Raw genomic sequence first — 22331 nt, forward strand, 5'->3', positions numbered from 1 at the left:
CGATCGCGAACCATAGCGATAGGGGCTAGGACAGGCTAGCCTAATGATATTTTGGACTCACCGATAGCCGTCCGATGCGCTCCCGCTATTTCCCACCGACGCGTTTAGGTAAGCCTTGCTTAATTTTCCGAGACCCGCTACCTTCGCAGTCGAATCGCCACCATCTGCTGTTCGACCCGTTGCGAAGAAGGGAACACCCGGTGAAAAGCGTTCTCGCCGAACGTATGACGCTTCACACCCCGAACATCGAACAACGCGAGCTGCCAGCGGCCGCCGGGCGGGATATCCGCCTGCTCGCCGCGGAAATATGCGGCGACCTCGAGACGAAGGAATGTGACGCAGAGCATAGAGCACGCACCCTGGCCGACCCCGAACTCCTCGAGCAGGTCGATCGACGCGTCACCGAGCTGCCTGCGGACCTACGACTGGCCATGCGGCCGCCTGCCACCGCCGCGGGCGCCACCATCATCAGCAAGCTGCCGCTGACCGACGAAGAATGCGGCCCCACACCGCCGAGTTGGCGCGACGCCGCCCGGTGGAGCGGCGAGCCGATGCGCCGAGCGAGTTCATTCGAGCTCGATATCGTCATGTTGCTGTTGGCGCGATGCGCGGGCGAGCCCTTCGGCTGGGCAGGTCAACAGGACGGGCGGCTGGTCAACAACATCGTGCCCTCGCCCGGCCACGAGCACGAACAGTCCGGCGCGAGCAGCAAAACCCTACTCAGCCCGCACAGCGAGGACGCCTTCCATCCGGATCGGGCCAATCTGCTGTTGCTTGCGTGCGTGCGCAATCCGGATCGGGTCGCCACCACCGTTTCCTCGGTGCGCCACACCGTTCTTTCCGCGACACAGCGCGAACTGCTGAGCGTACCGACGCTGCCGATCCTGCCCGACGTGTCATACGGTTCGAGTCACGAGCGCTACACACCCACTCCCATCCCCACCCTCTGGAGTGCCGAATCTCACTACAGCACAGCCGATCTCACCGTTCGATACGACCCCGCCTACACCCCGCTCGTGCAGGCCGACGCCGAATTCCGCAGCGCCTACGCACATCTGACCGCCGAGTTGGAACGGGTCTGCCTCACCGCCGCGCTCGCTCCCGGCCAGATGCTGCTGGTGGACAATGACGTCGTGGTACACGGTCGGGTACCGTTCACCGCGCGTTACGACGGCACCGACCGATGGCTCAAGCGGGTGAATGTCCGCCTCCCCGAACGACTGCGCAGGCGCGGCGAGGCCGACGAGAATGGCTACGGGCAACGGATCGTCGCCCCATTCCGATCGGACCGCACCGCCCCGCTCACGATCGGCACAGAACCGACTCGAGCGGGTGCAGGCCGGGATACAGCTGATGATCGAGGACCCGTTGAACACTCGTGACCGGAACACACCGCTGCGCGTACTGAGCCGCAGCGATCTGGCCGATGTGCCCATCACACCGGGCGATGTCGTGCGCGCCGTGGAGGAGGCGTACCTGGCCTTCGCCGCGGGAGATTCGGATAACCCGCGCAAGCTGAGCGTCGCGAACCCCGACGGCTGGTCGGTCGCCTACGCGATGCTCGGGCGCGACGGCAGGCGCCGAGTGGTGGCCATGAAAACCTCCTACAAGTTCGATCCCGGCCACGACCGCAGCACGAAGCGCTACTACACCACGATCACGCTGTATGACGACGCGACCGGTGCGCCGATCGCCATGATGGACTGCGCGCGAGTCGGCGCGCTGCGCACCCCCGCGGTTTCGGCGCTGCTGGTTCGCGAGACCGTTCGTCGCGGCGCGGAAAGCGTACTGCTGATCGGCACCGGCACCCAGGGCCGAAACGCGCTGCCACACTTGCTTGCCGCGAACCCACAGCTGCGCAAGCTCATGCTGTACGGCACCCATCCGGCAGGCTTGGCGGCGGTGCGCGACCACCTCGCCGAACACAACCCGCACGCGCTACTGGAGACCGTCGAGGATCCCCGCGCCGCCGCGGGTGCCGCCGATGTGGTGCTGGCGACCGCAGGTCCCGGTACCGAGGTCGCCATCGAATCCGAGGACCTGGCACCGGGCTCAGTGGTCGTGCTCGTCGGATATGGGCTCGCCCCCTCCACGCTCACCGACGCCGACCGCGTCATCGCGACCAACGCCCAGCAAATGGCACTGACCGGCACCGATATGGCCGGTCCCGACGGAACACTGCGACCGGTGGACGCGGAACTACCGCAAATCCTGAGCCGCCGCGCTGTTGCCCGCCGATCGGATGACGAGCGCGTCTTCGTCTACAACAGCGGCCTCGTACTGACCGATATCGCCGTCGCGCATGCCCTTGCCGAGCGGGCGATCGCCGAGGGCCGCGGCACGGAGGTACCGCTGTGGGACTAGATATCGGCGCTGTCGATCCCATCGCACCCGAGTTCCACCGCATCGGCACCGCTATCTGCGCGCCGCCGATGCCCGCGCACATCGCCGACTGGGAACGCAGGTTGCTCGCCGATCCAAATCTGCTGGGTGATATCGCTTTTGCGATCGGCGGACCGTTTCACATCATGTACCCGCCGCAGGTCGGGTCGAATATCAGCGGCTTCCGAGACGCTTTCACCCGCGCCGGAGTAGACGGGGTCGTGTACTACGGCAAGAAAGCGAACAAGGCAGCGTCCGTCGCCCGCGCCTGTGCCGAACACGGTGCAGGCGTGGATGTTTCCAGCGTAGGTGAACTGAAGGCGGCCTTGGGGCAGGGCATTCGCGGTGACGAGCTGATGATCACCGGCCCAGCCAAGTCCGACGATCTGCTCTGGTTGGCAACACGACACCGCGCCCTGATCGCGGTGGACAGCCTCGACGAACTAGACCGGCTCGCCGCCCGTGGCACCTCGGCGCGCGTGGTACTCCGGGTCCTGCCCAACGCGTCCGCCAGCCGATTCGGCCTGACCGCCGACGAACTCGACCGCGCGATGTCGGTCACCGCCGGTCATCCATCGATCTGCCTGACAGGCTTCAGTTTCCACCTTTCCGGCTACGACGCCATCGCACGGGCCGAGCTCGCGGACGAACTGATCACCCGATGCGTGGACGCCCGCATCGCGGGCCATCCCGCCAACACCATCTCGATCGGCGGCGGATTCGGGGTCGATTACCTCCCGGCCGACGCCTGGTCCGAGTTCACCGAACACACGAACCGCGACTGGTTCCATGCGGGCAAATCGTTCGACTCCTACTACCCCTACCACTTCCCCACTGCGGGCCCGGACATGCTGGCCGCCGTCTTGACGCACAATGGCCTGGCAGAGCGGCTGCGCGACAACGACATCCGGCTCGCGGTCGAGCCGGGCCGGGCACTACTCGACCGGGCCGGGTCCACGGTCTTGCGAGTACAGGGCCGCAAAACCCGCTACCTGAACGGCCACCCCTACCACCTGCTCACTGTCGACGGCAGCAGCCTCAGCCTGTCCGAGCAGTGGTTCGACAGCGAATACCTCCCCGATCCGATCCTGTGGCCACCGCGTCCCGAACGAAACCTCACCCCGACCTGTGTCGGCGCCGCGACCTGTCTGGAGTCCGACATGCTCAGCTGGCGGCGCATCCCGCTGCCCCGGCCCGCCGAGGTCGGCGATCTATTGATCTACCCGAACACCGCCGGATATCAGATGGATTCGAACGAGTCGACCTTTCACGAATTGCCGATTCCGCCGAAGGTGGTGCTGCACGACACAGACGGTGCCGGCGACCGACGGTTGCGCTGGACTCTCGATGCCGGATAGTCCGGCACGAAACGAACTAGGAGACATCAATGCCGCTCGTCACGCGCGTGACGGATCTGATCGGTCGCACCCCGCTTTTCGAGTTGGCGACCACCGCGACCGGCACCCGGCTGCTGCTGAAGCTCGAGCAGTTCAACCCGACTGGCGCGGCCAAGATCAGGATGGCGCGCGAAATGGTGCTCGATGCGGAGCGGCGAGGGTTGCTGGCCAGTGGCGGGCATATCATCGAGTCCACGTCCGGGAATACCGGACTCGGCCTCGCGGTGGTTGCCGCCGAACGCGGGTATCGCTTCAGCGCAGTGGTCGATCATCACGCATGTAAGGACAAACTGCGCGCTATGCGGGCAATGGGAGCGGAATTGGTGTTCGTCGCCGACGAGGGCGACGACAACCTGGCCACCTCGGCGCGCGAGGATTACGCCGAGGCGATGGCGGCCGGGCAATCGGACGCGTTCTTCACCGAACAGCACAACAACGACGCCAACGCGGTCGGCTACTACGCGGTGGCCGAGGAATTGCTAGAAGATGTCGACCGCGTCGACATTTTGCTTTCCGCGGTGGGCACCGGCGGGTCGCTGTTCGGCACCGCGACCCGGTTACGTCAGCTCGGCCACACACCGAGGGTGATCGGTGTGGAGCCGGTCGGATCGATCGCCTTCGGCGGGCCGGGCGGGCCGTACTGGCAGTCCGGCACCGGCACACCGCCCGGTGCCACCATCGGTACCGCCGTCGACTATTCGTTGCTCGATGAGGGTGTGAAGGTCTCCGATGTCGCCGCCTTCGCGACGGCGCGCGCGGTCGCCGCCGAGCTCGGGCTGATGATCGGCGGCTCCGCGGGCGGATCGGTACATGCCGCGCTCACCAGGCTCGAGGAATTCCCGCCCGGCTCAACCGTTGTCACCATCGTGTGCGACGGCGGCGAAAAGTACCTCGACACTGTCTTCGACGACGAATGGATGAACAGCCGCGGCCTGCTCGACGCCGCCGCCGAGGCCGAAGTATCGGAAATGCTCGAGCACTACGCTCCGGCCGCACGACGCCGGCAACGCACCCCGACCGCGCCGACGCGGGAAATGGAGGTGGCTCGGTGAACCTGCCGGGCTTGCGAGCAGACGGGCGGCAGCTGACCGCGTTGGCAACACCCATCGCATTGACGCAATTGGCTCAGATCGCGGTGTCCACCACCAACATCGTGCTGATGGGGACGCTCGGCGTACGCGAGGTCGCGGCCGGCGGGCTGGCGATCGTGCTGTTCAACCAGATTCGCACCATGTGCTTCGGATTGATCACCGCGACCGGTAACCAGATCGCGACCGCCGTGAGCGCGGCGGGCAAGCGTGGCGGTTCCGCCGACCGCGAGGTTCGTGACGTGGTGCGTTCGAGCTTCCTCATCGCGACCGTCGCGGGCATCCTCGGCGGCGCGGTACTGATTGGGCTCGGCTGGGCATTGCGCTGGCTCGGCCAGGACGCCGGGGTACTCGCCGACGCGCGGCCACTGATGGTCGCGCTGGCGCCGGGACTACTGCCGTGCCTGTGGTTCCAGGTGCTGCGCCAATACACGGTCGGTATGCAGCGCCCGCAGGCACTGCTGCTGGTGACACTCGGCTCCGTCGCGCTGAATCTCGTACTGGCGCTGGCCTTCATCCATGGCTGGGCCGGGCTGCCCGCACTCGGCCTCACCGGCATCGGCGTCGCTACTTCACTGGTCTTCCTGATCACCTTCGGTGCCTTCTGGACGATGGTGCACCACGACGCTGAACTCGGTACCACCCTGGCGATTCGCCCGTGGCCGGTGCGTCGGGAGACTGTCGCATCCGAACTCAAACTCGGCATGCCGATCGCGCTCACCTATGGTTCGGAAGCGGGCATGTTCTCGGTACTCGCCCTCGCCATGGGCAGTATCGGTCCGGCCGCACTGGCCGCGCACAATGTCGTCTACCAGATCATCTACATCGTCTTCCAGGTCGCGATCGGTCTGTCGCACGGTGCGTCGATCCTGGTCAGCCATGCCGTCGCCCGCGACGAATACGGACACGCCCGCGCGCTCGCCTGGCTCGCGCTGCGGCAGGTGGCGATCGTCGCTGCCATCACGGGCGCGGTGTATGTGATCGCACCCGACCTGGTATTGGCGCCGTTCCTTGATTCGAGCGATACCGCCACCATCGAAATCGCGCACACCCTGCTGCTGATAGGCATAGTGCTGCAATTCTTCGACGCCGCCCAGAACATCGGCACCGGCCTGCTGCGCGGGTTGAAGGAAACCAATGCCGGTTTCCGATTGTCACTGGTCGGCTACTGGTGCGTCGGCCTGCCCACCGCGCTGCTGCTGGCTTTTCCGCTCGACCTCGGTGCGGCGGGCGTCTGGTGGGGACTCACAGCTGGACTGGCCACCACCGCCGTCCTCATGCTGCGCCGCTACTTCGCGCTGGTCGAGCGCAAGCAACGTGCGAACCCCGGATTGCTGCCCGAAAGCCTCAGCAGCCCAAGCTGATCGGCAGCGGCACGGGCGGCAGGGCAGGTTGCACCGAACCCGGCCTGCCCCGTGCGCTTACTGCTCGTCAGCTCGTCAGATATTGACGCCGTAATCGCGAGCGATCCCGGCCAGCCCGGAGGCGTAACCCTGACCGATCGCGCGGAACTTCCACTCGTTGCCGTGGCGGTACAGCTCGCCGAATACCATCGCGGTCTCGGACGAGGCGTCCTCGGTGAGGTCGTAGCGGGCCAGCTCGGCCCCGGTGTTCTGGTCGATGACCCTGATGAACGCATTGCGGATCTGTCCGAAGGATTGGCCGCGCGCATCGGCGTCGTGGATCGACACGGGGAAGAAGATATTGGTGATCGTCGGTGGCGTCGCCGCCAGGTCGACATTGATCAACTCGTCATCGCCGTCACCCCCGCCGGTGAGATTGTCACCGGTGTGTTCGATGGTGCCCTCGGGCGATCGCAGATTGTTGTAGAAAATGAAATGCTGATCCGACAGCACCTTCAGATTCGGCCCGGTGGCAAGCGCGCTCGCGTCGAGGTCGTAATCGGCCCCCGTCGTGGTGCGTACATTCCATCCGAGGCCGACCGCGACCTTGGTGAGGTTCGGTGCCTGCTTCGACAGCGAAACATTTCCGCCTTTGGCCAATGTGACGCTCATGATCCCCTTCCGCTCGGCGCGTTCGCGCCGCCTTTCTCCACGATTATTACTCTGCCCCGGAGCTGCCGCCCCGGTTCAATTCTGGTCCTTCGCCCAGGCACGCAACTTCTCCACACGACCCTCGAGCGCGTGCAACTCACTCGGGTCGAGCACCGTCCGCTGGATTCCATCGGCAACCGCGAACGCCGACTGCCGATGATCGTCGATCACCTCGACATCGATCCGGACCGCCACATATTCGGGCGCGTCCGGCATCCCCTCGGCGATCACCGTCGCCGTACCGCGGGCGCACAGCGCGACATCGCCGCCGCCGAGAATCAGCAGCGCCACCTCGGGCCGCTCCCGCAGCCGGGCGAGCGAGCCGCGATCGAACTTGAGGCTCAATAGAATACGGCGGTCGCCCGCGCGAACCGGCCAGGACACCGGGATCGCGTGCGGCGCCGGGTCGGTGGTGACCAGGACCGCGATCGTCTGCTGAGGCCAATTCGGCAGCATGTCCAGCACGGGGTGATCGTCGGTCGAATTGTCTTGGTCTTGCGCAGGGCTCGCTCCGGCCGCCATCTTGGTCACCTCATGGATCGACGCGCGCGACGGGCTGTGCCGCGCTGTCTGCAGTCTAAGGTGCTGGGCTGCATGCCCGCTGGCGCTGCACGGTTTGTCCGAACCGCTCTCAGCCGACTATCAGCGTCCGCCCCGCGTACGAGGCAGCGCAATGGCACGGGCGGGCAGTGCGTTCGGATCGACGGTCCGTCGCCACGGATGCGTAATTTCCTGGTGCCCAGCAAGTATGGCGGTTACATCGCTGCCGTCGAGCACTCCGGCCAGCCTGCGCTCATCACGTAACGAGAAGATGTGATTCCGGTATCGAAATGCGACGCCGAGCCCGCGGACGCTGGGTCCGCGGGTTCGGCGTTCGGGGTCGGGCGGCGAGGCCGGCGCAGTGGAGCACCACGCCGATCGCCACCGCGAATCAGAACCGGCGGGCGCCGATGAGCGGCATCGTAGAGATTGGGGAGATCTCTACGCCGCGACCGTAGGTCGAGGCATGGATTACCGTCTCATCGCCCGCGTAGAGACCGGTATGGTCGCCGCCGTAGAAGAACACCAGGTCGCCCAACTGGAGATCATCGGATGCGACCGGGGCGCCCGCACCGAGCTGTTCATAGCTGGTGCGCGGTAGCTCTATGCCCTCTTGACGGTAGGACCACTGCACCAACCCCGAGCAGTCGAAAGAGTCCGGGCCCGTGCCGCCCATGCTGTACTGAGCGCCGAGCTTGGAGCGCGCTACTTCGACGGCGCGCTCACCAGTGGTCTTGCTGACCGGTGGACTGCTCGCGGGCGGATCGCCGAGGAATGGGAGACCGTCCGGGACTTCGATAATTCCCAGTCCGGGGATCGAAATCGGTTGCGCCACAGCTGGTGCGGCGGTCGAGGTGAGAGTGGTGATTGCTGCGGCGGCCGATAATACGGTCCAACCCGCCACGTGCAAACGTTTTCGATGAACTGAAGCCATTATGCGGTCCTCCGATGCTCGCATCGAGGCCCAGATGGCCGAACGTTGGGACTCCATCAAGGCCTCGAAAGGATTTCGAAACACATGCATAGAAAGTCCAGCGGATCCGACACGGAATCATGCAGCAAATTCCGCCGATAACCACCATCGACACGCGAAACTAATATAACGGAATCACAACCACGCGAAGATAGTGTTCCATAGCTCAATCAATCTCACGCACAGAAATGCTAAAAATGGCCGACTACCTGCGGATTCGCCGAAGAATCAGGAAATCCACCGGAGCGCTGACACGATTCGCTGGAAATGGCCGACTATCGAGCTAGTGCACAGCGCGCCAATACTTCTGCCAATCGGCAAAAGCCAGCGGAGCACGCTCACAGCGGTCGGCTTCCGCCGCATCCTCGGCGGCGCGAATATTCGCGGCAAACGCGAGAGTTGCTTTGCGCAGCCGTTCCTCGGCGCTATCGGGTCCGCCGAGACGCACCACGCGCAACGTGTCAGGAATGAGGTCGGCCGGCAGCCCCGCCCTGGTACTGCGATCCCGAATCTTCTCCGCGAGCGCGAGCGCGGGCTGGGCCATGGCGATGCCGTCGAGGCATGAGCGACGCGACTTCTCGGCGGATTTACGCTCCTCCCATGCCTTTTCCTGGGCGGCGATCTTTTCCTCGACGGTGGCATCGGGCGCGAAATCGGCATCAGTTAGGTGTGGGCTGCGATTGACGAGCTTCGCGACAAGCGCCGCTGCTACCTCGTCAACGGTGAATTCCCCTGCGGCCTGGGCGATTCGGGAGTGGAATAGAACCTGCAACAACAGGTCGCCGAGCTCCTCCTTGATTGTTTCGGCGTCATTATGCCCGATCGCGTCGAGAAGCTCGTAGGTTTCCTCGAGCAGATACGGGCGCAGCGAATCGTGGGTCTGGGTGACTTCCCAGCCACCGAAACTCCACAGCCGGTCCATTACCTCGACGGCCTCCGCCAAACCCTCACTCAACCTTGCGGTCTCGGAAGCGGTCGTGTCGGTCGCGGATCGATCCGTCGGCGAGGTCATCGCAGCGCCGAGACCTCGGTGGCGACGGTGAGATCGACCGCGCCCTTGGCCTTTCCGTCCAACGCGAGCAGCAGGTCCGCGACGAACTGCAGCAACACCACGTCGCGCACCCGGTTCGCGCCTACGCTGTCTTCGACACGTGGCAGCGGCAATTGAACCACGCCCGACGCGGCCCGGTATCCCGCGCTCGGGTAGAGGCGTTTGAGTCGCAGCTGCTTGGAATCCGGCAGGCTCAGCGGCGTCACCTTCAAAGCGGTTCCGGTAACAGCGATTTCGGTGACACCGTATTCCCGGGCCAGCAGTCGCAGCTTGGCGACCGATACCAGCCTGCCGACCTCGACCGGCAGCGGGCCGTACCGGTCGACGAGTTCCTCGACAACCCCGGTCAGTGCCGAATCATCTTGAGCGGCAGCCAGTTTGCGATAAGCCTCCAGTCGCAGCCGGTCGCTGGCAATGTAGTCGGGCGGGATGTGCGCGTCGACGGGCAGGTCGATGCGGACCTCCTTGACCTCCTCGGTGGTGATCGGCTTACCATCCGCGGCGGCACGGTAAGCCTCCACTGCCTCGCCGACCAGTCGCACATACAGATCGAAACCGACACCGGCCACGTGACCGGACTGCTCGGCACCGAGTACGTTTCCGGCGCCACGGATTTCGAGGTCTTTCATCGCGACGGCCATACCGGCCCCGAGGTCGGAATTCTGTGCGATGGTGGCCAGCCGGTCATAGGCGGTTTCGGTCAGCGGCTTCTCCGGCGGATACAGGAAATACGCGTACCCGCGCTCGCGGCTACGGCCGACACGACCGCGCAACTGATGCAACTGCGAAAGGCCGAGTGCATCGCCACGTTCCACGATCAGCGTATTCGCGTTCGAAATATCCAGGCCGGTCTCGATGATCGTGGTGCAAACGAGGATATCGAATTCACGCTGCCAGAACCCCTGCACGGTGCTCTCCAGCGCGTCCTCGTTCATCTGCCCGTGCGCGACGACCACTCGTGCCTCTGGCACCAGATCGCGAATCCGCTTGGCGGCCTTTTCGATCGAGGACACTCGGTTGTGCACGTAGAAGACCTGACCGTCGCGCAGCAGCTCACGACGGATAGCGGCGGTTACCTGTTTGTCGTTGTAGCCGCCCACATAGGTGAGTACCGGGTGTCGTTCCTCCGGCGGGGTGAGAATGGTCGACATCTCGCGGATACCGGCCAGGCTCATCTCCAGCGTGCGCGGAATCGGGGTGGCGGACATGGTCAGCACGTCGACGTGGGTGCGCAGCGCCTTGATGTGTTCTTTGTGCTCGACACCGAAACGCTGTTCCTCGTCCACGACGACCAGGCCGAGATCCTTCCAGCGCACGCCGGTCTGCAATAGGCGGTGTGTGCCGACGACGATGTCTACACTCCCATCGGCCAGCCCCTCGAGCACCGCGCGTGACTCGGCCGGGTCGGTGAAGCGCGACAGCCCCTTCACGGTGACCGGGAATCCGGCGACGCGTTCGGCGAATGTTTGCAAATGTTGTTGCGCGAGCAGCGTTGTCGGCACCAGGACCGCGACCTGTTTGCCGTCCTGCACCGCCTTGAACGCGGCGCGCACCGCGATCTCGGTCTTGCCGTAGCCGACATCGCCGCACACCACCCGGTCCATCGGGACCGGCTTCTCCATATCGGATTTCACCTCGGAGATGGCGGTCATCTGGTCGACGGTTTCGGTGAACGCGAACGCGTCCTCCATCTCCTTCTGCCACGGACTATCGGGCGCGAAGGCGTGGCCCGGCGCCGCCTGGCGCGCCGCATACAACTGCACCAGTTCGCCCGCGATCTCGCGAACGGCCTTGCGCGCCTTACGTTTCGTATTCGTCCAATCCGAACCGCCGAGCTTCGACAGGCTCGGCATCTCGCCACCGACGTAGCGGGAGAGCTGATCGAGGGATTCCATCGGCACGAACAGCCGGTCCCCCGGCTGACCACGCTTGCCCGGCGCGTATTCGATAACGAGGTACTCGCGGCGCGCGCCACCCACGGTGCGCTCGATCATCTCCACGAACCGGCCGATGCCGTGCTGATCGTGCACCACCATGTCGCCCGCGGCCAGCGCCAGCGGATCGACCTGGTTGCGACGCTTGGCAGGCAGCCGCTTGCCCTCCCCGGGTGCGGTGACTCGATTGCCGGTGAGGTCGGATTCTGCTACCACCACCAGGCCGGCGTCATCGAAAACGAGCCCGTCGTGCAGCGAACCGCACAGCACCCCGACCACGCCCGCAGCCGGTTCGGCACCCGCTGCCAGCGCGGCGGCGGGGACGTCGGCGTCGGCGAGTCGTTCCAGAATGCGTTGCGCCGTACCATGTCCGGCGACAATCACCGCGGCGCGACCGCCGGTCGCCACATGCGCGCGCAGCGAAGCGAAGATCGTCGCGACGAGTTCGGCGGCGCCGCGCGCCGAGGATCCGGCCTGCACTGGAAGCACGACCTCGGCGGGGTCGCCGGAGGTGAGCGGACTCAGACTCCACCAGGGCAGTCCGCGCTCGTTCGCGCTCTCATGAATCGTGGGCAGCGCGCGATAGCTCGACGCGGCAAGATCGAGGCTGTGGGCACCGAGCGGGGCATCGGCACCGAATGAGGCCGCGGTCCATGATGCTTCGAGGAATTCCTCGCCGGTGCGCACCAGATCGGCCGCGCGGGTACGAATCTTCTCCGGATCGCACAGCAGCAGCTGGGTTCCGTCGGGCAAAACCTCGGTGAGCAGCCGCAATTCGCCGGGCTGCAACACCGGAAGCAGCGCCTCCATGCCCTCCACCGGGATGCCCTCGGCCAGCTTCTCCAACATCTCCACGAGCGCCGCGTCGGCCGCGTTATCCGTGGCCACTTCGGCGGCACGATCCCGCACGGCCGCGGTCAGCAGCAGTTCACGACACGGCGGTGCGACGACCGCATCCACCGCGATATCCAGCAGCGAGCGCTGATCGGCGACCGCGAACGCCCGCAGTTCGGTCACCTCATCGCCCCAGAACTCCACGCGCACCGGATGGTCGGCCGTCGGCGGGAAGATGTCGAGGATGCCGCCACGCACCGCGAACTCGCCCCGCTTGCCGACCATATCGACCCGGCTATACGCGAATTCGACCAGGCGCGTGAGCAATTCGTCGAAATCGAACTCGGCGCCCACACGCAGCACGATGGGTTCGATATCGCCGAGCCCCGCGGCCATCGGCTGCATCAACGATCGGACCGTGGTCACCACCACGCGTAGCGGCTCCGGATAGATCGCGTCCTCCGGATGCGCCAGCCGCCGCAGCACCGACAGCCTGCGCCCAACTGTATCCGCCCCCGGCGACAACCGCTCGTGCGGCAGCGTCTCCCACGAGGGGAACTGCGCGACCGACTGCCCCAACATCTCCTCGAGCTCAACCGTCAGATCGTCGGCCTCCCGCCCTGTCGCGGTCACCACCACCAACGGCCTGTGCGCCGCGATCGTCGCCGCCACGAACGGCCGCACCCCCGACGGCCCCACCAGTTCGACCGGCGACTTCCCCACCAGGTCGGTAACGGTCCGCAACGCGGCGTCGGCACCGGCCACCGCGGCCAGTCCCGCCAATGGTGGACGATCGGTGGGCATGCAAACTCCTGAGCGCAGGCGAGCGAAGAACGGCCAACCGAGGCTCCTCCGCCTCCCCGCGTCTTTTGCCGGTCGTGAGGTGCTTCGACGTTGTCGTAGCGGGCCGGCGGTTGAGCGGAAAGTTGAGTTTTGGGCGTACCCGACGAGTTACCCAGGTACTCACGAAGTCTGTCGGCCAGATAAATCTACCAACCGACTCAACACCTGCCGCGACCGTGGTGCCCTTTACCACCCCACCAACCTGACCAGCCAGTTCACCCGAAACGAACCCGACCACCACACCTCACCCATCAGCCACCAAGGCACAGCCCCCCTATCCAATGGGATACAGAAACGATTGATACCGCACCAGCCCCCATACGCACCCACTCGCCACGACACAGTTTCGCAGCAAGATCGAGCCCCCTCAGCTACCAAAACACAGGCACCCAACCGTGTACAGAAGCAGTAGGTGCCGCACCACCCCACCTACGCCCCCACTCGCCACAACACCAGCTTCCGAGCGCAGCGAGACCGAGCACTAGAGTTCGCGGCCGGCTCGCGTCCGAGGGGCAAATACGATGCGACGAAGGAGCAAGTATTTGCCCCTCGGACGTGAGCCTTAGGGGCCGCGAACACGCCGCGCCAGCGGCCAAAACTACGGCACGTATCGCCGCAATCGGCGCGCCGCGAACTCTCGGAAGTAAGGCAGCTTCTCCGGTGGCACGATCGATGGCAGTAGGAAGTACCACATTCGTTCCATACGCGACGCCATCTGGTCGATCGCGTCGGTGCCGACCGCGATGATGTGGACGCCTGCGGTCATCTGCTGTAGCAGTACCCCGACGACGTCGGGGTCGAGTTCCGGCTCGAGGTCGCCTTGGACGATGGCGCGTTCGGAGAGTAGGCGGTAGGTATCGCCCCAGCTCTTGGCGATGTTGTCGCCCTGGGCGCCGCGGTAGTCACCGATCTGGTGGGTCAGTTTGAGCATGGCGCCCACCATCGGATCGTTCATCGATAGGTCGGCGACGACGTAGGTGATGCCGATGCACGCTTCCAGCGCGGGCACTCTGGAGTCGAAGAAGCCTTGGCACGAGCCGACCAGTCGCTCGTTGCCCTGGTCGACCACCGCACGCGCGAGTTCTTCCTTCGAGCCGAAGTGAAAGTACAAGGCGCCCTTGGTCACGTTGGACTGCGCGATGATCTCGCTCAGGCTCGCGTTCGCATATCCCAAGCGTAGAAAGACATCGGCAGCGCCTGCAAGGACGGAATCGCGCGTGATCTCCGCGCGCGCTTGCCTAGCCATCAGATCCGCCTGTCATCCCTAAAACCAGCCATCCTGAAGTAGACCGACATCACGAACAAGACCGACTTACCGCCCGACCAGCACCCAAAGGATGCGTGAACCGTACCACCAGGTTGGCGCCCGCCAATCAATTCGAGCATTCGATCGGACCTCCGTCGCAATTTGCTGGTTACCGTCCGGGTGTCGCGCCCCTGCGACCCCGGTACCTCGAGCGGTCAATCTTCTTTGCCGGTGCGCCATTCCGAACTCAGCCGCGGATCGGCCTCCAAGTTGCTGAGCCCATTCCAGCAGAGGTTCACCAAGTGTGCAGCGACAACCTCTTTCGACGGTTCGCGCTCATCCAGCCACCAGGTGGCGGCGGTGGACACCATGCCGACCAATGCTTGCGCGTAGAGCGGCGCGAGGCTGGTATCGAAGCCTCTGCGCCCGAAATCCCCTGCGAGAATGTGAGATACCTGATTGACCGCCTCGTTGAGCAGGCTCGAATAGCGACCGTCGGCGGCGGCGGCGGGTTGGTCTCGCACCAGGATCCGGAAGCCGTCGGTTCGTTCTTCGATGTAGGTCAGCAGTGCCAGTGCGACCTGCTCGAGCCGAATCCGCGATCGGTTCTGGGTAAGTGAGGAGGTGATCATGTCGAGCAGCATCGACATCTCCCGGTCCACCACGACCGCGTAGAGACCTTCCTTGCCGCCGAAGTGTTCGTACACCACGGGTTTGGAGACTTGGGCGCGCTGCGCGATCTCCTCGATCGATGTCGCGTCGTAGCCGCGTTCGGCGAACAGCACACGACCGATCTCGATCAGCTGCTGGCGCCGCTGCGTGCCCGTCATCCGCGGACGCGGAACCCGGTGCGGATCACCCGACGCCATCGCTCCCGCCTCCCTCGCGCACGCCACCATGAATGCGTCAACTGTTCCAGACAGCTCCATCACACACCTACCCGCCCCGCCGACCGCGCGTCGATTTTCCCGAAGCGACAACTGATCTCGCACGAACTATGGGTAATTCATGGCCGCACGACCGCATCACACCCGGAAACCGGCCCTCGGCCCGCGACGTAACTGTCCAATCACCCGGCGACCGGCAAAAGACTCGGGTAGGCGGGTTGGCCGGGAGGCGGTGAAGTATGCGAGGATCTCTCCCGTGCCCAGGCGCAGCGGCGGGTTTACCGATCCGCCGGTGTGATAGTCCGCCGTAGTGTAATGGCAGCACCTCTGATTTTGGTTCAGATAGTTCAGGTTCGAGTCCTGGCGGCGGAGCTCACCGGCACAGTGACTATCGTCGGCCCGCACGTCGTTGACCAAGCAGCCGACCAAGCACAACGCAGCCACACACGATGACAGGCAGCCGAGGGAGATCCATGCCACAGCAGACCGCCGTCGTCGTTCTCGCAGCCGGTGCCGGGACACGAATGCGGTCGAAGACCCCCAAGGTGCTGCATTCGCTGGCCGGTCGAAGCATGCTCGCGCACGCGCTGCATGCGGCGAACGAGATCGACCCCGCCTTCCTCATCACCGTGGTCGGCCATGATCGCGAACAGGTCGGTGCCGCGGTAGGGGCCGTGGCCGCTGATCTGGATCGCGAGATCATCTCCGCGGTTCAGGAACAACAACTCGGCACCGGGCACGCCGTGCAGTGCGCACTCGAGGCCGTGCCCGCCGATTTCACCGGTGACCTGTTGGTCACTTCAGCGGATGTGCCGCTGTTGGACGGCCACACCTTGTCCGCGCTGCTCGATGAGCACCGCAGCTATACCGAACGCTCCGCGGTCACCGTCCTGACTGTCATTCCGGATGACCCGAATGGCTACGGCCGTATCATCCGTGACGGTGACGGCCAGGTGGCCGAGATCGTCGAGCACGCCGACGCCACACCGGAGCAGATCGCGATCGCCGAGGTGAATTCGGGCGTCTATGCCTTCGACGCGACGGTGCTGCGCAACATGATCGGCAGGCTGTCCACCGCCAACGCGCAGCACGAGCTGTACCTCACCGATGTGCTGCGGCTGGCTCGCGAGGCAGGGCATCCGGTGCACGGCGCCCGGCTGGTCGACGCGGCCAAGGTCACCGGCGTCAATGATCGAGTACAGCTCTCGGATGCGGCGCGCACGCTCAACCGCTACATCCTCGAGCGGCATATGCGGGCCGGCGTAACCGTCATCGATCCCGCGACGACCTGGGTCGATGCCAGTGTCACCATTGCCAGGGACGCGGTGATCCGGCCGGGCGTACAGCTACTCGGTGATACCGCCATCGGCGAGGACGCGGAGGTCGGCCCGGACACCACGCTCACCGATGTCGTGGTCGGTGACGGCGCCCGCGTCGTCCGCAGCCACGGTGATCAGGCCGTGATCGGTCCCGACGCGAATATCGGTCCGTTCAGTTACCTGCGACCGGGCACCGTTATCGGCGATTCGGGCAAGCTCGGAGCATTCGTCGAAACAAAGAACGCCACGATCGGCGCACATTCGAAGGTCCCGCATCTCACCTATGTCGGCGATGCCACCATCGGCGATCACAGCAACATCGGCGCGTCGAGTGTCTTCGTGAATTACGACGGGGTGAAGAAGCATCACACGACGGTCGGCTCGCATGTGCGCACCGGCAGCGACACCATGTTCGTCGCGCCGATAACCGTGGGTGACGGCGCGTATACGGCGGCGGGTACTGTTCTGCGCAGAAGCGTTCCACCGGGGGCACTCGCGGTGTCCGGTGGCCCACAGCGCAATATCGAAAACTGGGTCCAGCGGTACCGCCCCGGAACTGCTGCGGCGCACGCGGCGGCGGAAGCCATCGCGGCCAACGAGATGTCGAGTCAGGCAATCGAGCAAAAGGACGGCAAACAGCAGTGACCGCGTCATGGACCGACAATCAGAAGAACCTGATGCTCTTCTCGGGGCGCGCTCATCCTGAGCTTGCCGAGCAAGTCGCCAAAGAGCTCGACGTTCACGTCACCCCGCAGACCGCGCGCGACTTCGCCAACGGCGAGATCTTCGTTCGGTTCGAAGAATCAGTCCGTGGATCCGATGCTTTTGTCCTGCAAAGCTTTCCAGCACCGTTGAACCAGTGGCTCATGGAACAGCTCATCATGATCGACGCGCTCAAGCGCGGCTCGGCCAAGCGGATCACCGCGGTGCTGCCGTTCTACCCGTACGCGCGCCAGGACAAGAAGCATCGCGGCCGTGAGCCCATCTCCGCTCGCCTCGTCGCCGACCTGCTGAAGACCGCGGGCGCCGATCGCATCATCACCGTCGACCTGCACACCGATCAGATCCAGGGCTTCTTCGACGGGCCGGTCGATCACATGCACGCCCAGTTGCAGCTCGCCGAGTACGTGCGCAACAACTACACCCTCGACCACATCACTGTGGTCTCCCCCGACTCCGGTCGCGTGCGCGTCGCGGAGAAGTGGGCGGATTCCTTCGGCGGTTCACCGCTGGCGTTCATCCACAAGACCCGCGACCCGCTGGTACCGAACCAGATCAAGGCCAACCGCGTGGTCGGCGATGTCGAGGGCCGCACCTGCATCCTGATCGACGACATGATCGACACCGGCGGCACCATCGCGGGCGCGGTCAAGGTGCTGAAAGAAGCGGGCGCCGGTGACGTTGTCATCGCCGCCACCCACGGTGTTCTCAGCGCCCCCGCCGCCGAGCGCCTAGCCGCTTGCGGCGCCAAGGAAGTGGTGGTCACCAACACGCTGCCGATCAGCGAGGACAAGAAGTTCCCGCAGCTGACGGTGCTGTCCATTGCTCCGCTGCTGGCCCGCACCATCCGCGAGGTCTTCGAAAACGGTTCGGTCACAGGCCTTTTCAACGGCAACGCCTGACAGACCACTCGACGGCGGCCCGGACGCATACGTCCGGGCCGCCGTTGTCGTTGCTGGTGCCGATAACCATAGAAACGGGACATGGGGGACACCACCATGCGATCATCGGGCTGGTTGTGGTTTGGGTATTTCTGAACGCGGCGACGTCCATGTGACCCGAGCAGGTCGTTTGAGAGGGAACTGTATCGAGTCTCGTTTGCAGGCGGGATGCTCGGGGATACTGGACATATGAACCGTGACCCACTTTATGAAGACCTCGGGGATGACAAGCAGGCCGATGAGGTCGGCGAATATGAGCGATACATCGAGGACCCGCCTGATGACCTGCGTATTCGTAATCACGAAAATGATGATGATGGCAGGCTCGGCATCGACGAGGAACTCGAGGAAGAGTGGACTCCCCGTAGTCAGGCCATCGAGGACGCCGAGGCAGACAAGCGCCCCGCTGAGGTGGCGGCGGTCGAGATTGTCGACGATTCCGACCTCTAGACCCGCACAGATCGAGCAGGCTCGATAGGAAGGCCCGACGCGTCCGCACGCGACGATGACGCAACCGCGATAGGGCGGACTCCCACCGCGGTACCCCGTAAACGGCGACCGGATAACACGAGGAGGGCACGATGACGACCCCGCAAGATCCCGCAGGCAGCGAGCCGAAACAGCCGGAAGACGAGCCGGCCACGCCGCCTCCGAGCCGGCCATCGGACCCCGACAACCCGCCGCAGTCTCCGGACGACTCGCCGTCCTTCACGAAAGCGCCTGAGCCGCAGCCCCCTTCGGGTACGGAGTGGGCGACGCCAGCCTCCGGTGAACAATGGCAGACTCCACCACCGGCCGACCAGCAGTGGCAGACTCCACCACCGCCTGGCCCGGGGCAGACGCCGCCGCCGACCGGCCAGCAGCCGCAGTACCCCGCGGGCGGCGAATACTATCCGCAGGCCGGACCCGGACCACAGGAATCGCCGTACGGCGGCGGCCCCGCCTACCCCCAGCAGCCATATCAGGGCTACGAGGCGGCTCCCGGATATCCGCCTGCGGGATACAACGCACCGCCGCCGCGATCAGGTCCCCAGGTGTACTCGATTATCGGCTTCGTGTGTGCGGCGATCGCGCTGCTGTTCTGCCCCATCCTGTTCGGTCCCGCCGGAATCGTCCTCGGCCTCGTCGGCCGCAGCAAGGGCGAACCCCTCGGCAAATGGGCCGCCATCGCCGCCGGAATCTGCCTGGTCATCGGCGTTATCGTGAGCTATGTCGTGCTGAGCGGGGACGTAGTTCGCGACTAGAGCTGAGTCGACCCCACCGCGGCCGTCTCGTGGCGACACCGACTCCGGCGACACCGCCGGGCAGCCGGGTCGTAGCGTTATGAGCATGAGCCGATTCGGTGGGTTCCCGCTTGCGGGGCTGGATTTCTACGAGGACCTCGAGGCCGATAACTCGAAAACCTTCTGGACCGCGCACAAGAGTGTCTACGACGAGGCAATCAAGACACCGATGGTCGCGCTGACCACGGAGTTGGAGCCGCACTTCGGTCCAGCGAAGATCTTCCGGCCCTATCGTGATGTGCGCTTTTCGAAGGACAAGACGCCGTACAAGACCGCCCAGGGCGCTGTCGTGCGTGTCGCGCCTGGCTGCGGCTGGTATGTGCAGATCGGTGCGGCCGGTCTGTACATCGGCGGCGGGTTCTACGCGGGCACCCCCACGCAGCTCGCGCAGCTGCGCGCCACCATCGATGACGAGGTGCGTGGCACGGAACTCGAGGTGATCCTCGCGAAACTCACCACCGTCGGGCTGACGGTCGGCGGGGACAAACTGAAGACCAAGCCGAAAGGCTACGAGGCCGACCATCCGCGCATCGACCTGCTCCGGCACAAGTCGATCACCTGCGGCAAGGAGTTCGGTGCACCCGCCTGGTTGGACACGCCCCGCGCGAGCAAAGAGGTCCACAAGGCATGGGAGAACATGCGTCCGCTCGTCGAATGGCTTGCGGCCGTGGTGAGTTGACGGCTATCGCCGGCGCGGCAACGGAATTCTCGCGAGGTCCTCGGCAATCACGATGGGGCCGGTGAAGTGCCGTGCGGCTTCGGCGTGATGTTCGTCGAGGGTGCGGTAGCGCTGCGAAAAGTGGGTCAGCACCAGGGTACGGGCGCCCGCCTCGGCGGCCACCCTGGCCGCCTGCCCTGCCGTGAGATGACCGTATTTCTCGGCGAGATGCGCGTCCGTGTCCAAGAACGTCGCCTCGATGACAAGCATGTCCACGCCCGCGGCCAATTCATGGATGCCCGCGCAGAGCCGAGTGTCCATCACAAAGGCGAAACTCTGTCCCGGCCGTGGCACGCTGACTTCGGCCGAAGTGACTGTGCGCCCGCCCCATTCGATCGATCCCCGCCGCTGTAGTTCGCCGACGGCCGGGCCGTCGAGACCGAGTGCGCGCAGCCGCTCCGGCACCATCCGCAACCCATCGGGTTCGGTGAGCCGATAGCCGAATGCCTCGACCGGGTGGGACAGTTCAATCGCGGTCAACTCGAATGAGGCACCGGGCGAATCCAGTGGGCCGGACGCCGCGATCGGATGCGGCCGCAGTTCTACGGTTCGATGAAAGGCTGTCGCATTGCTCAGCCGATCGAAATAGTGCGCACCGGAGGCCGGGTAATACACATCGACCGGATGCGCGACCCGGTCCAGATTGATCCGCTGGATCACTCCTGGCAGGCCGAGGCAATGATCGCCGTGGAAGTGGGTGACCGCGATGCGCGTGATACCGGTGACCGACACCCCCGCGTGCGACATCTGCCGCTGGGTGCCCTCGCCGGGGTCGAACAGTAGCCCCTCCTCGCCCCAGCGCAGCAGGTAACCATTGTGGTTGCGCTGTTTGGTCGGAACCTGGCTGGCGGTGCCGAGGACGACGAGTTCGCGTGGCGACACCGGGGCTCAGAGCGCGGCGACGGCGGCTACGAAACGATCCAGTTCCTCGAAGCCGACGAAGCAGTGCGGCGAGGCGCGCACCACCGACCCGAGGCCGCGCGCTGACATATCCAGCAGCGTCGAACTGGCGTGGCTGACTGTCACCGTAATGTCCTGTGCCGCGAGGTGGTCGCGGACCTCGACGGATTCGACACCGTCGACGGTGAACGAGACAATGCCGTTGTGCCTGATCCCGGTGTCGCGGACCGTGACGCCATCGATTTCCGGAAGTGATTTGCGCAGGTGTTCGGCGCGGGCCGCGACCGCCTCGTAGACATCATCGGGTCCGAGTTCCAGCAGGTAGCGCACGGCGGCGCCAAGGCCGAGTCGGGCGGCGACATCGCATTCCCAGAATTCGAAACGGCTCGCGTCGGGGGCGAGGGTGTATTCGGTGGGCGCGGACCACTCGGCGCTGTGCAGGTCGAGGCGTTCGGGCACCATCGAGGCGGCCAATTCCGGTCGCAGGTAAAGAAATCCGGTGCCGCGCGGGCCACGCAACCACTTGCGACCCGTGACCGACAGCGCGTCGACGCCGAGTTCCACCACATCGAGCGCGAGCTGTCCGGCGGACTGACAGGCATCGAGCAACACCAGCGCACCGACCGAATGCGCGATCCTGGTCGCCTCGGCCGCCGGGTTGACCAATCCACCATTGGTGGGGACGTGCAACACCGACACCAGTTTGACGCGCTCGTCCACCATGGCGGCGAGCGCTTCGAGATCGATCTGGCCGCTGCCGTCGCTGGGAATCTGCTCCACGGTGGCGCCGGTCGCCGCGGCGCGCCGCAGCGCGGCGATCGCGTTGCTCGCGTATTCGGCACCCGAAATGAGGATGCGGTCACCCGGCCCGAGCGGGACCGAGAAGAAGAAATCTGCCCAGGAGCGCGTCGCACTGTCGCTGAGCGCGATGCTGCTCGGGGCGGCATTGATGAGCGCGCCGATCGCCGTTTTTACCGCCGCCAGATCGTCCAGGCGTTCGCTAGCGGCACGGTAGCCACCGATCTCCGCCTCGCGCCGGAGGTGGCCGATCACCGTGTCGGTGACGATTCGCGGCGGGAGGGAGGAACCCGCACTGTCCAGGAAAACCAGTCCTGAACCGCAGCCTGGCGTGTCATCCCTTACGCGCTTGTCGTCCAGCATGCCGACGACCCTATCCGGTCAGGAGTTCAACTTCTTGTCGTTTCCTTGTCGGCACATCTC

At 65.1% G+C, this 22331-nt stretch carries 19 protein-coding genes and 1 tRNA gene; 11 read left to right on the forward strand and 9 right to left on the reverse strand.

Annotated features, from left to right (window positions below; all coding sequences use genetic code 11):
• Positions 1-200 precede the first annotated feature (200 nt).
• Genes LKE06_RS02265 through LKE06_RS02285 form a run of 5 tightly spaced genes read left to right on the forward strand, consistent with a single transcriptional unit; the run spans position 201 to position 6231 of the window.
• Entirely contained in the window at positions 201-1382 is a 1182-nt protein-coding gene (locus LKE06_RS02265; RefSeq protein WP_227996773.1) for a TauD/TfdA family dioxygenase, read from the forward strand.
• Positions 1354-2364, forward strand: coding sequence for an ornithine cyclodeaminase family protein (locus tag LKE06_RS02270; protein ID WP_227996775.1), 1011 nt, complete (start codon positions 1354-1356; stop codon positions 2362-2364). Before LKE06_RS02265 ends, LKE06_RS02270 begins: the two co-directional genes overlap by 29 nt.
• On the forward strand, positions 2355-3740 hold the full coding sequence (locus LKE06_RS02275; RefSeq protein WP_308188281.1) for an alanine racemase: 1386 nt from the start codon (positions 2355-2357) through the stop codon (positions 3738-3740). The genes LKE06_RS02270 and LKE06_RS02275 overlap by 10 nt, the downstream gene beginning before the upstream one ends.
• Positions 3741-3769: 29 nt before the next feature.
• Positions 3770-4831 (forward strand): PLP-dependent cysteine synthase family protein, encoded by a 1062-nt coding sequence (locus tag LKE06_RS02280; RefSeq protein WP_227996777.1) that lies wholly within the window; start codon positions 3770-3772, stop codon positions 4829-4831.
• Complete coding sequence (locus tag LKE06_RS02285; protein WP_227996782.1) at positions 4828-6231, forward strand: MATE family efflux transporter; 1404 nt, start codon at positions 4828-4830, stop codon at positions 6229-6231. Before LKE06_RS02280 ends, LKE06_RS02285 begins: the two co-directional genes overlap by 4 nt.
• Before the next feature lie 75 nt (positions 6232-6306).
• Here the strand turns inward: LKE06_RS02285 and LKE06_RS02290 are convergent, their stop codons facing one another.
• The 7 genes from LKE06_RS02290 to LKE06_RS02320 all read right to left on the reverse strand — a co-directional run bounded on the left by LKE06_RS02290 (position 6307) and on the right by LKE06_RS02320 (position 15172).
• On the reverse strand, positions 6307-6882 hold the full coding sequence (locus tag LKE06_RS02290) for a TerD family protein (RefSeq protein WP_227996784.1): 576 nt from the start codon (positions 6880-6882) through the stop codon (positions 6307-6309).
• 75 nt (positions 6883-6957) lie between these two features.
• Positions 6958-7443, reverse strand: coding sequence for a pyridoxamine 5'-phosphate oxidase family protein (locus LKE06_RS02295; RefSeq protein ID WP_227996786.1), 486 nt, complete (start codon positions 7441-7443; stop codon positions 6958-6960).
• A 409-nt stretch (positions 7444-7852) separates the two neighbouring features.
• A complete protein-coding gene (locus LKE06_RS02300) occupies positions 7853-8395 on the reverse strand; it encodes a C40 family peptidase (RefSeq protein WP_227996788.1) in 543 nt (180 codons plus the stop codon).
• 322 nt (positions 8396-8717) lie between these two features.
• Complete coding sequence (locus LKE06_RS02305) at positions 8718-9356, reverse strand: nucleoside triphosphate pyrophosphohydrolase (RefSeq protein ID WP_227999245.1); 639 nt, start codon at positions 9354-9356, stop codon at positions 8718-8720.
• Between the two features lie 86 nt (positions 9357-9442).
• Positions 9443-13057 carry a transcription-repair coupling factor gene (gene mfd / locus LKE06_RS02310; RefSeq protein WP_227996790.1) on the reverse strand — a complete coding sequence of 1205 codons (3615 nt, stop codon included), beginning with the start codon at positions 13055-13057 and terminating at the stop codon, positions 9443-9445.
• A gap of 637 nt (positions 13058-13694) precedes the next feature.
• Positions 13695-14342 (reverse strand): TetR family transcriptional regulator, encoded by a 648-nt coding sequence (locus LKE06_RS02315; protein WP_227996792.1) that lies wholly within the window; start codon positions 14340-14342, stop codon positions 13695-13697.
• 215 nt (positions 14343-14557) lie between these two features.
• Positions 14558-15172: a TetR/AcrR family transcriptional regulator gene (locus LKE06_RS02320; RefSeq protein WP_227996794.1), complete on the reverse strand. Its 615-nt coding sequence runs from the start codon at positions 15170-15172 to the stop codon at positions 14558-14560.
• A 358-nt stretch (positions 15173-15530) separates the two neighbouring features.
• Between LKE06_RS02320 and LKE06_RS02325 the strand changes: the two genes are divergently transcribed.
• The 6 genes from LKE06_RS02325 (at position 15531) to LKE06_RS02350 (ending at position 20171) form a co-directional block, all read left to right on the forward strand.
• A tRNA-Gln gene (locus LKE06_RS02325) sits at positions 15531-15601 on the forward strand.
• Positions 15602-15702: 101 nt separating this feature from the next.
• On the forward strand, positions 15703-17193 hold the full coding sequence (glmU, locus tag LKE06_RS02330) for a bifunctional UDP-N-acetylglucosamine diphosphorylase/glucosamine-1-phosphate N-acetyltransferase GlmU (protein WP_227996796.1): 1491 nt from the start codon (positions 15703-15705) through the stop codon (positions 17191-17193).
• Positions 17190-18170, forward strand: coding sequence for a ribose-phosphate diphosphokinase (locus tag LKE06_RS02335; protein WP_227996797.1), 981 nt, complete (start codon positions 17190-17192; stop codon positions 18168-18170). Before glmU ends, LKE06_RS02335 begins: the two co-directional genes overlap by 4 nt.
• Before the next feature lie 228 nt (positions 18171-18398).
• Positions 18399-18659, forward strand: coding sequence for a hypothetical protein (locus tag LKE06_RS02340; RefSeq protein ID WP_227996799.1), 261 nt, complete (start codon positions 18399-18401; stop codon positions 18657-18659).
• Between the two features lie 131 nt (positions 18660-18790).
• Positions 18791-19453, forward strand: coding sequence for a hypothetical protein (locus tag LKE06_RS02345; protein WP_227996801.1), 663 nt, complete (start codon positions 18791-18793; stop codon positions 19451-19453).
• Between the two features lie 85 nt (positions 19454-19538).
• Positions 19539-20171, forward strand: a complete 633-nt coding sequence (locus tag LKE06_RS02350) for a DUF2461 domain-containing protein (protein ID WP_227996803.1) — start codon at positions 19539-19541, stop codon at positions 20169-20171.
• 3 nt (positions 20172-20174) lie between these two features.
• Here the strand turns inward: LKE06_RS02350 and LKE06_RS02355 are convergent, their stop codons facing one another.
• Entirely contained in the window at positions 20175-21092 is a 918-nt protein-coding gene (locus LKE06_RS02355) for a ribonuclease Z (protein ID WP_227996804.1), read from the reverse strand.
• A 6-nt stretch (positions 21093-21098) separates the two neighbouring features.
• The gene (locus LKE06_RS02360) at positions 21099-22271 is read right to left on the reverse strand and encodes an aminotransferase class V-fold PLP-dependent enzyme (protein ID WP_227996806.1); all 1173 of its coding nucleotides are present in this window, start codon (positions 22269-22271) and stop codon (positions 21099-21101) included.
• Positions 22272-22331: the final 60 nt, after the last annotated feature.

Source organism: Nocardia australiensis (assembly GCF_020733705.1).
GTDB lineage: Bacteria > Actinomycetota > Actinomycetes > Mycobacteriales > Mycobacteriaceae > Nocardia > Nocardia australiensis.

Excerpts from the sequence above, each read along its gene's own strand:
- LKE06_RS02270 (WP_227996775.1), top strand. The coding sequence starts at position 1,354 with ATGATCGAGGACCCGTTGAACACTCGTGACCGGAACACACCGCTGCGC.
- LKE06_RS02280 (WP_227996777.1), top strand. The coding sequence starts at position 3,770 with ATGCCGCTCGTCACGCGCGTGACGGATCTGATCGGTCGCACCCCGCTT.
- LKE06_RS02290 (WP_227996784.1), bottom strand. The coding sequence starts at position 6,882 with ATGAGCGTCACATTGGCCAAAGGCGGAAATGTTTCGCTGTCGAAGCAG.
- LKE06_RS02295 (WP_227996786.1), bottom strand. The coding sequence starts at position 7,443 with ATGGCGGCCGGAGCGAGCCCTGCGCAAGACCAAGACAATTCGACCGAC.
- LKE06_RS02300 (WP_227996788.1), bottom strand. The coding sequence starts at position 8,395 with ATGGCTTCAGTTCATCGAAAACGTTTGCACGTGGCGGGTTGGACCGTA.
- LKE06_RS02305 (WP_227999245.1), bottom strand. The coding sequence starts at position 9,356 with ATGGACCGGCTGTGGAGTTTCGGTGGCTGGGAAGTCACCCAGACCCAC.
- mfd (WP_227996790.1), bottom strand. The coding sequence starts at position 13,057 with ATGCCCACCGATCGTCCACCATTGGCGGGACTGGCCGCGGTGGCCGGT.
- LKE06_RS02315 (WP_227996792.1), bottom strand. The coding sequence starts at position 14,342 with ATGGCTAGGCAAGCGCGCGCGGAGATCACGCGCGATTCCGTCCTTGCA.
- LKE06_RS02320 (WP_227996794.1), bottom strand. The coding sequence starts at position 15,172 with ATGACGGGCACGCAGCGGCGCCAGCAGCTGATCGAGATCGGTCGTGTG.
- glmU (WP_227996796.1), top strand. The coding sequence starts at position 15,703 with ATGCCACAGCAGACCGCCGTCGTCGTTCTCGCAGCCGGTGCCGGGACA.
- LKE06_RS02340 (WP_227996799.1), top strand. The coding sequence starts at position 18,399 with ATGAACCGTGACCCACTTTATGAAGACCTCGGGGATGACAAGCAGGCC.
- LKE06_RS02345 (WP_227996801.1), top strand. The coding sequence starts at position 18,791 with ATGACGACCCCGCAAGATCCCGCAGGCAGCGAGCCGAAACAGCCGGAA.
- LKE06_RS02350 (WP_227996803.1), top strand. The coding sequence starts at position 19,539 with ATGAGCCGATTCGGTGGGTTCCCGCTTGCGGGGCTGGATTTCTACGAG.
- LKE06_RS02360 (WP_227996806.1), bottom strand. The coding sequence starts at position 22,271 with ATGCTGGACGACAAGCGCGTAAGGGATGACACGCCAGGCTGCGGTTCA.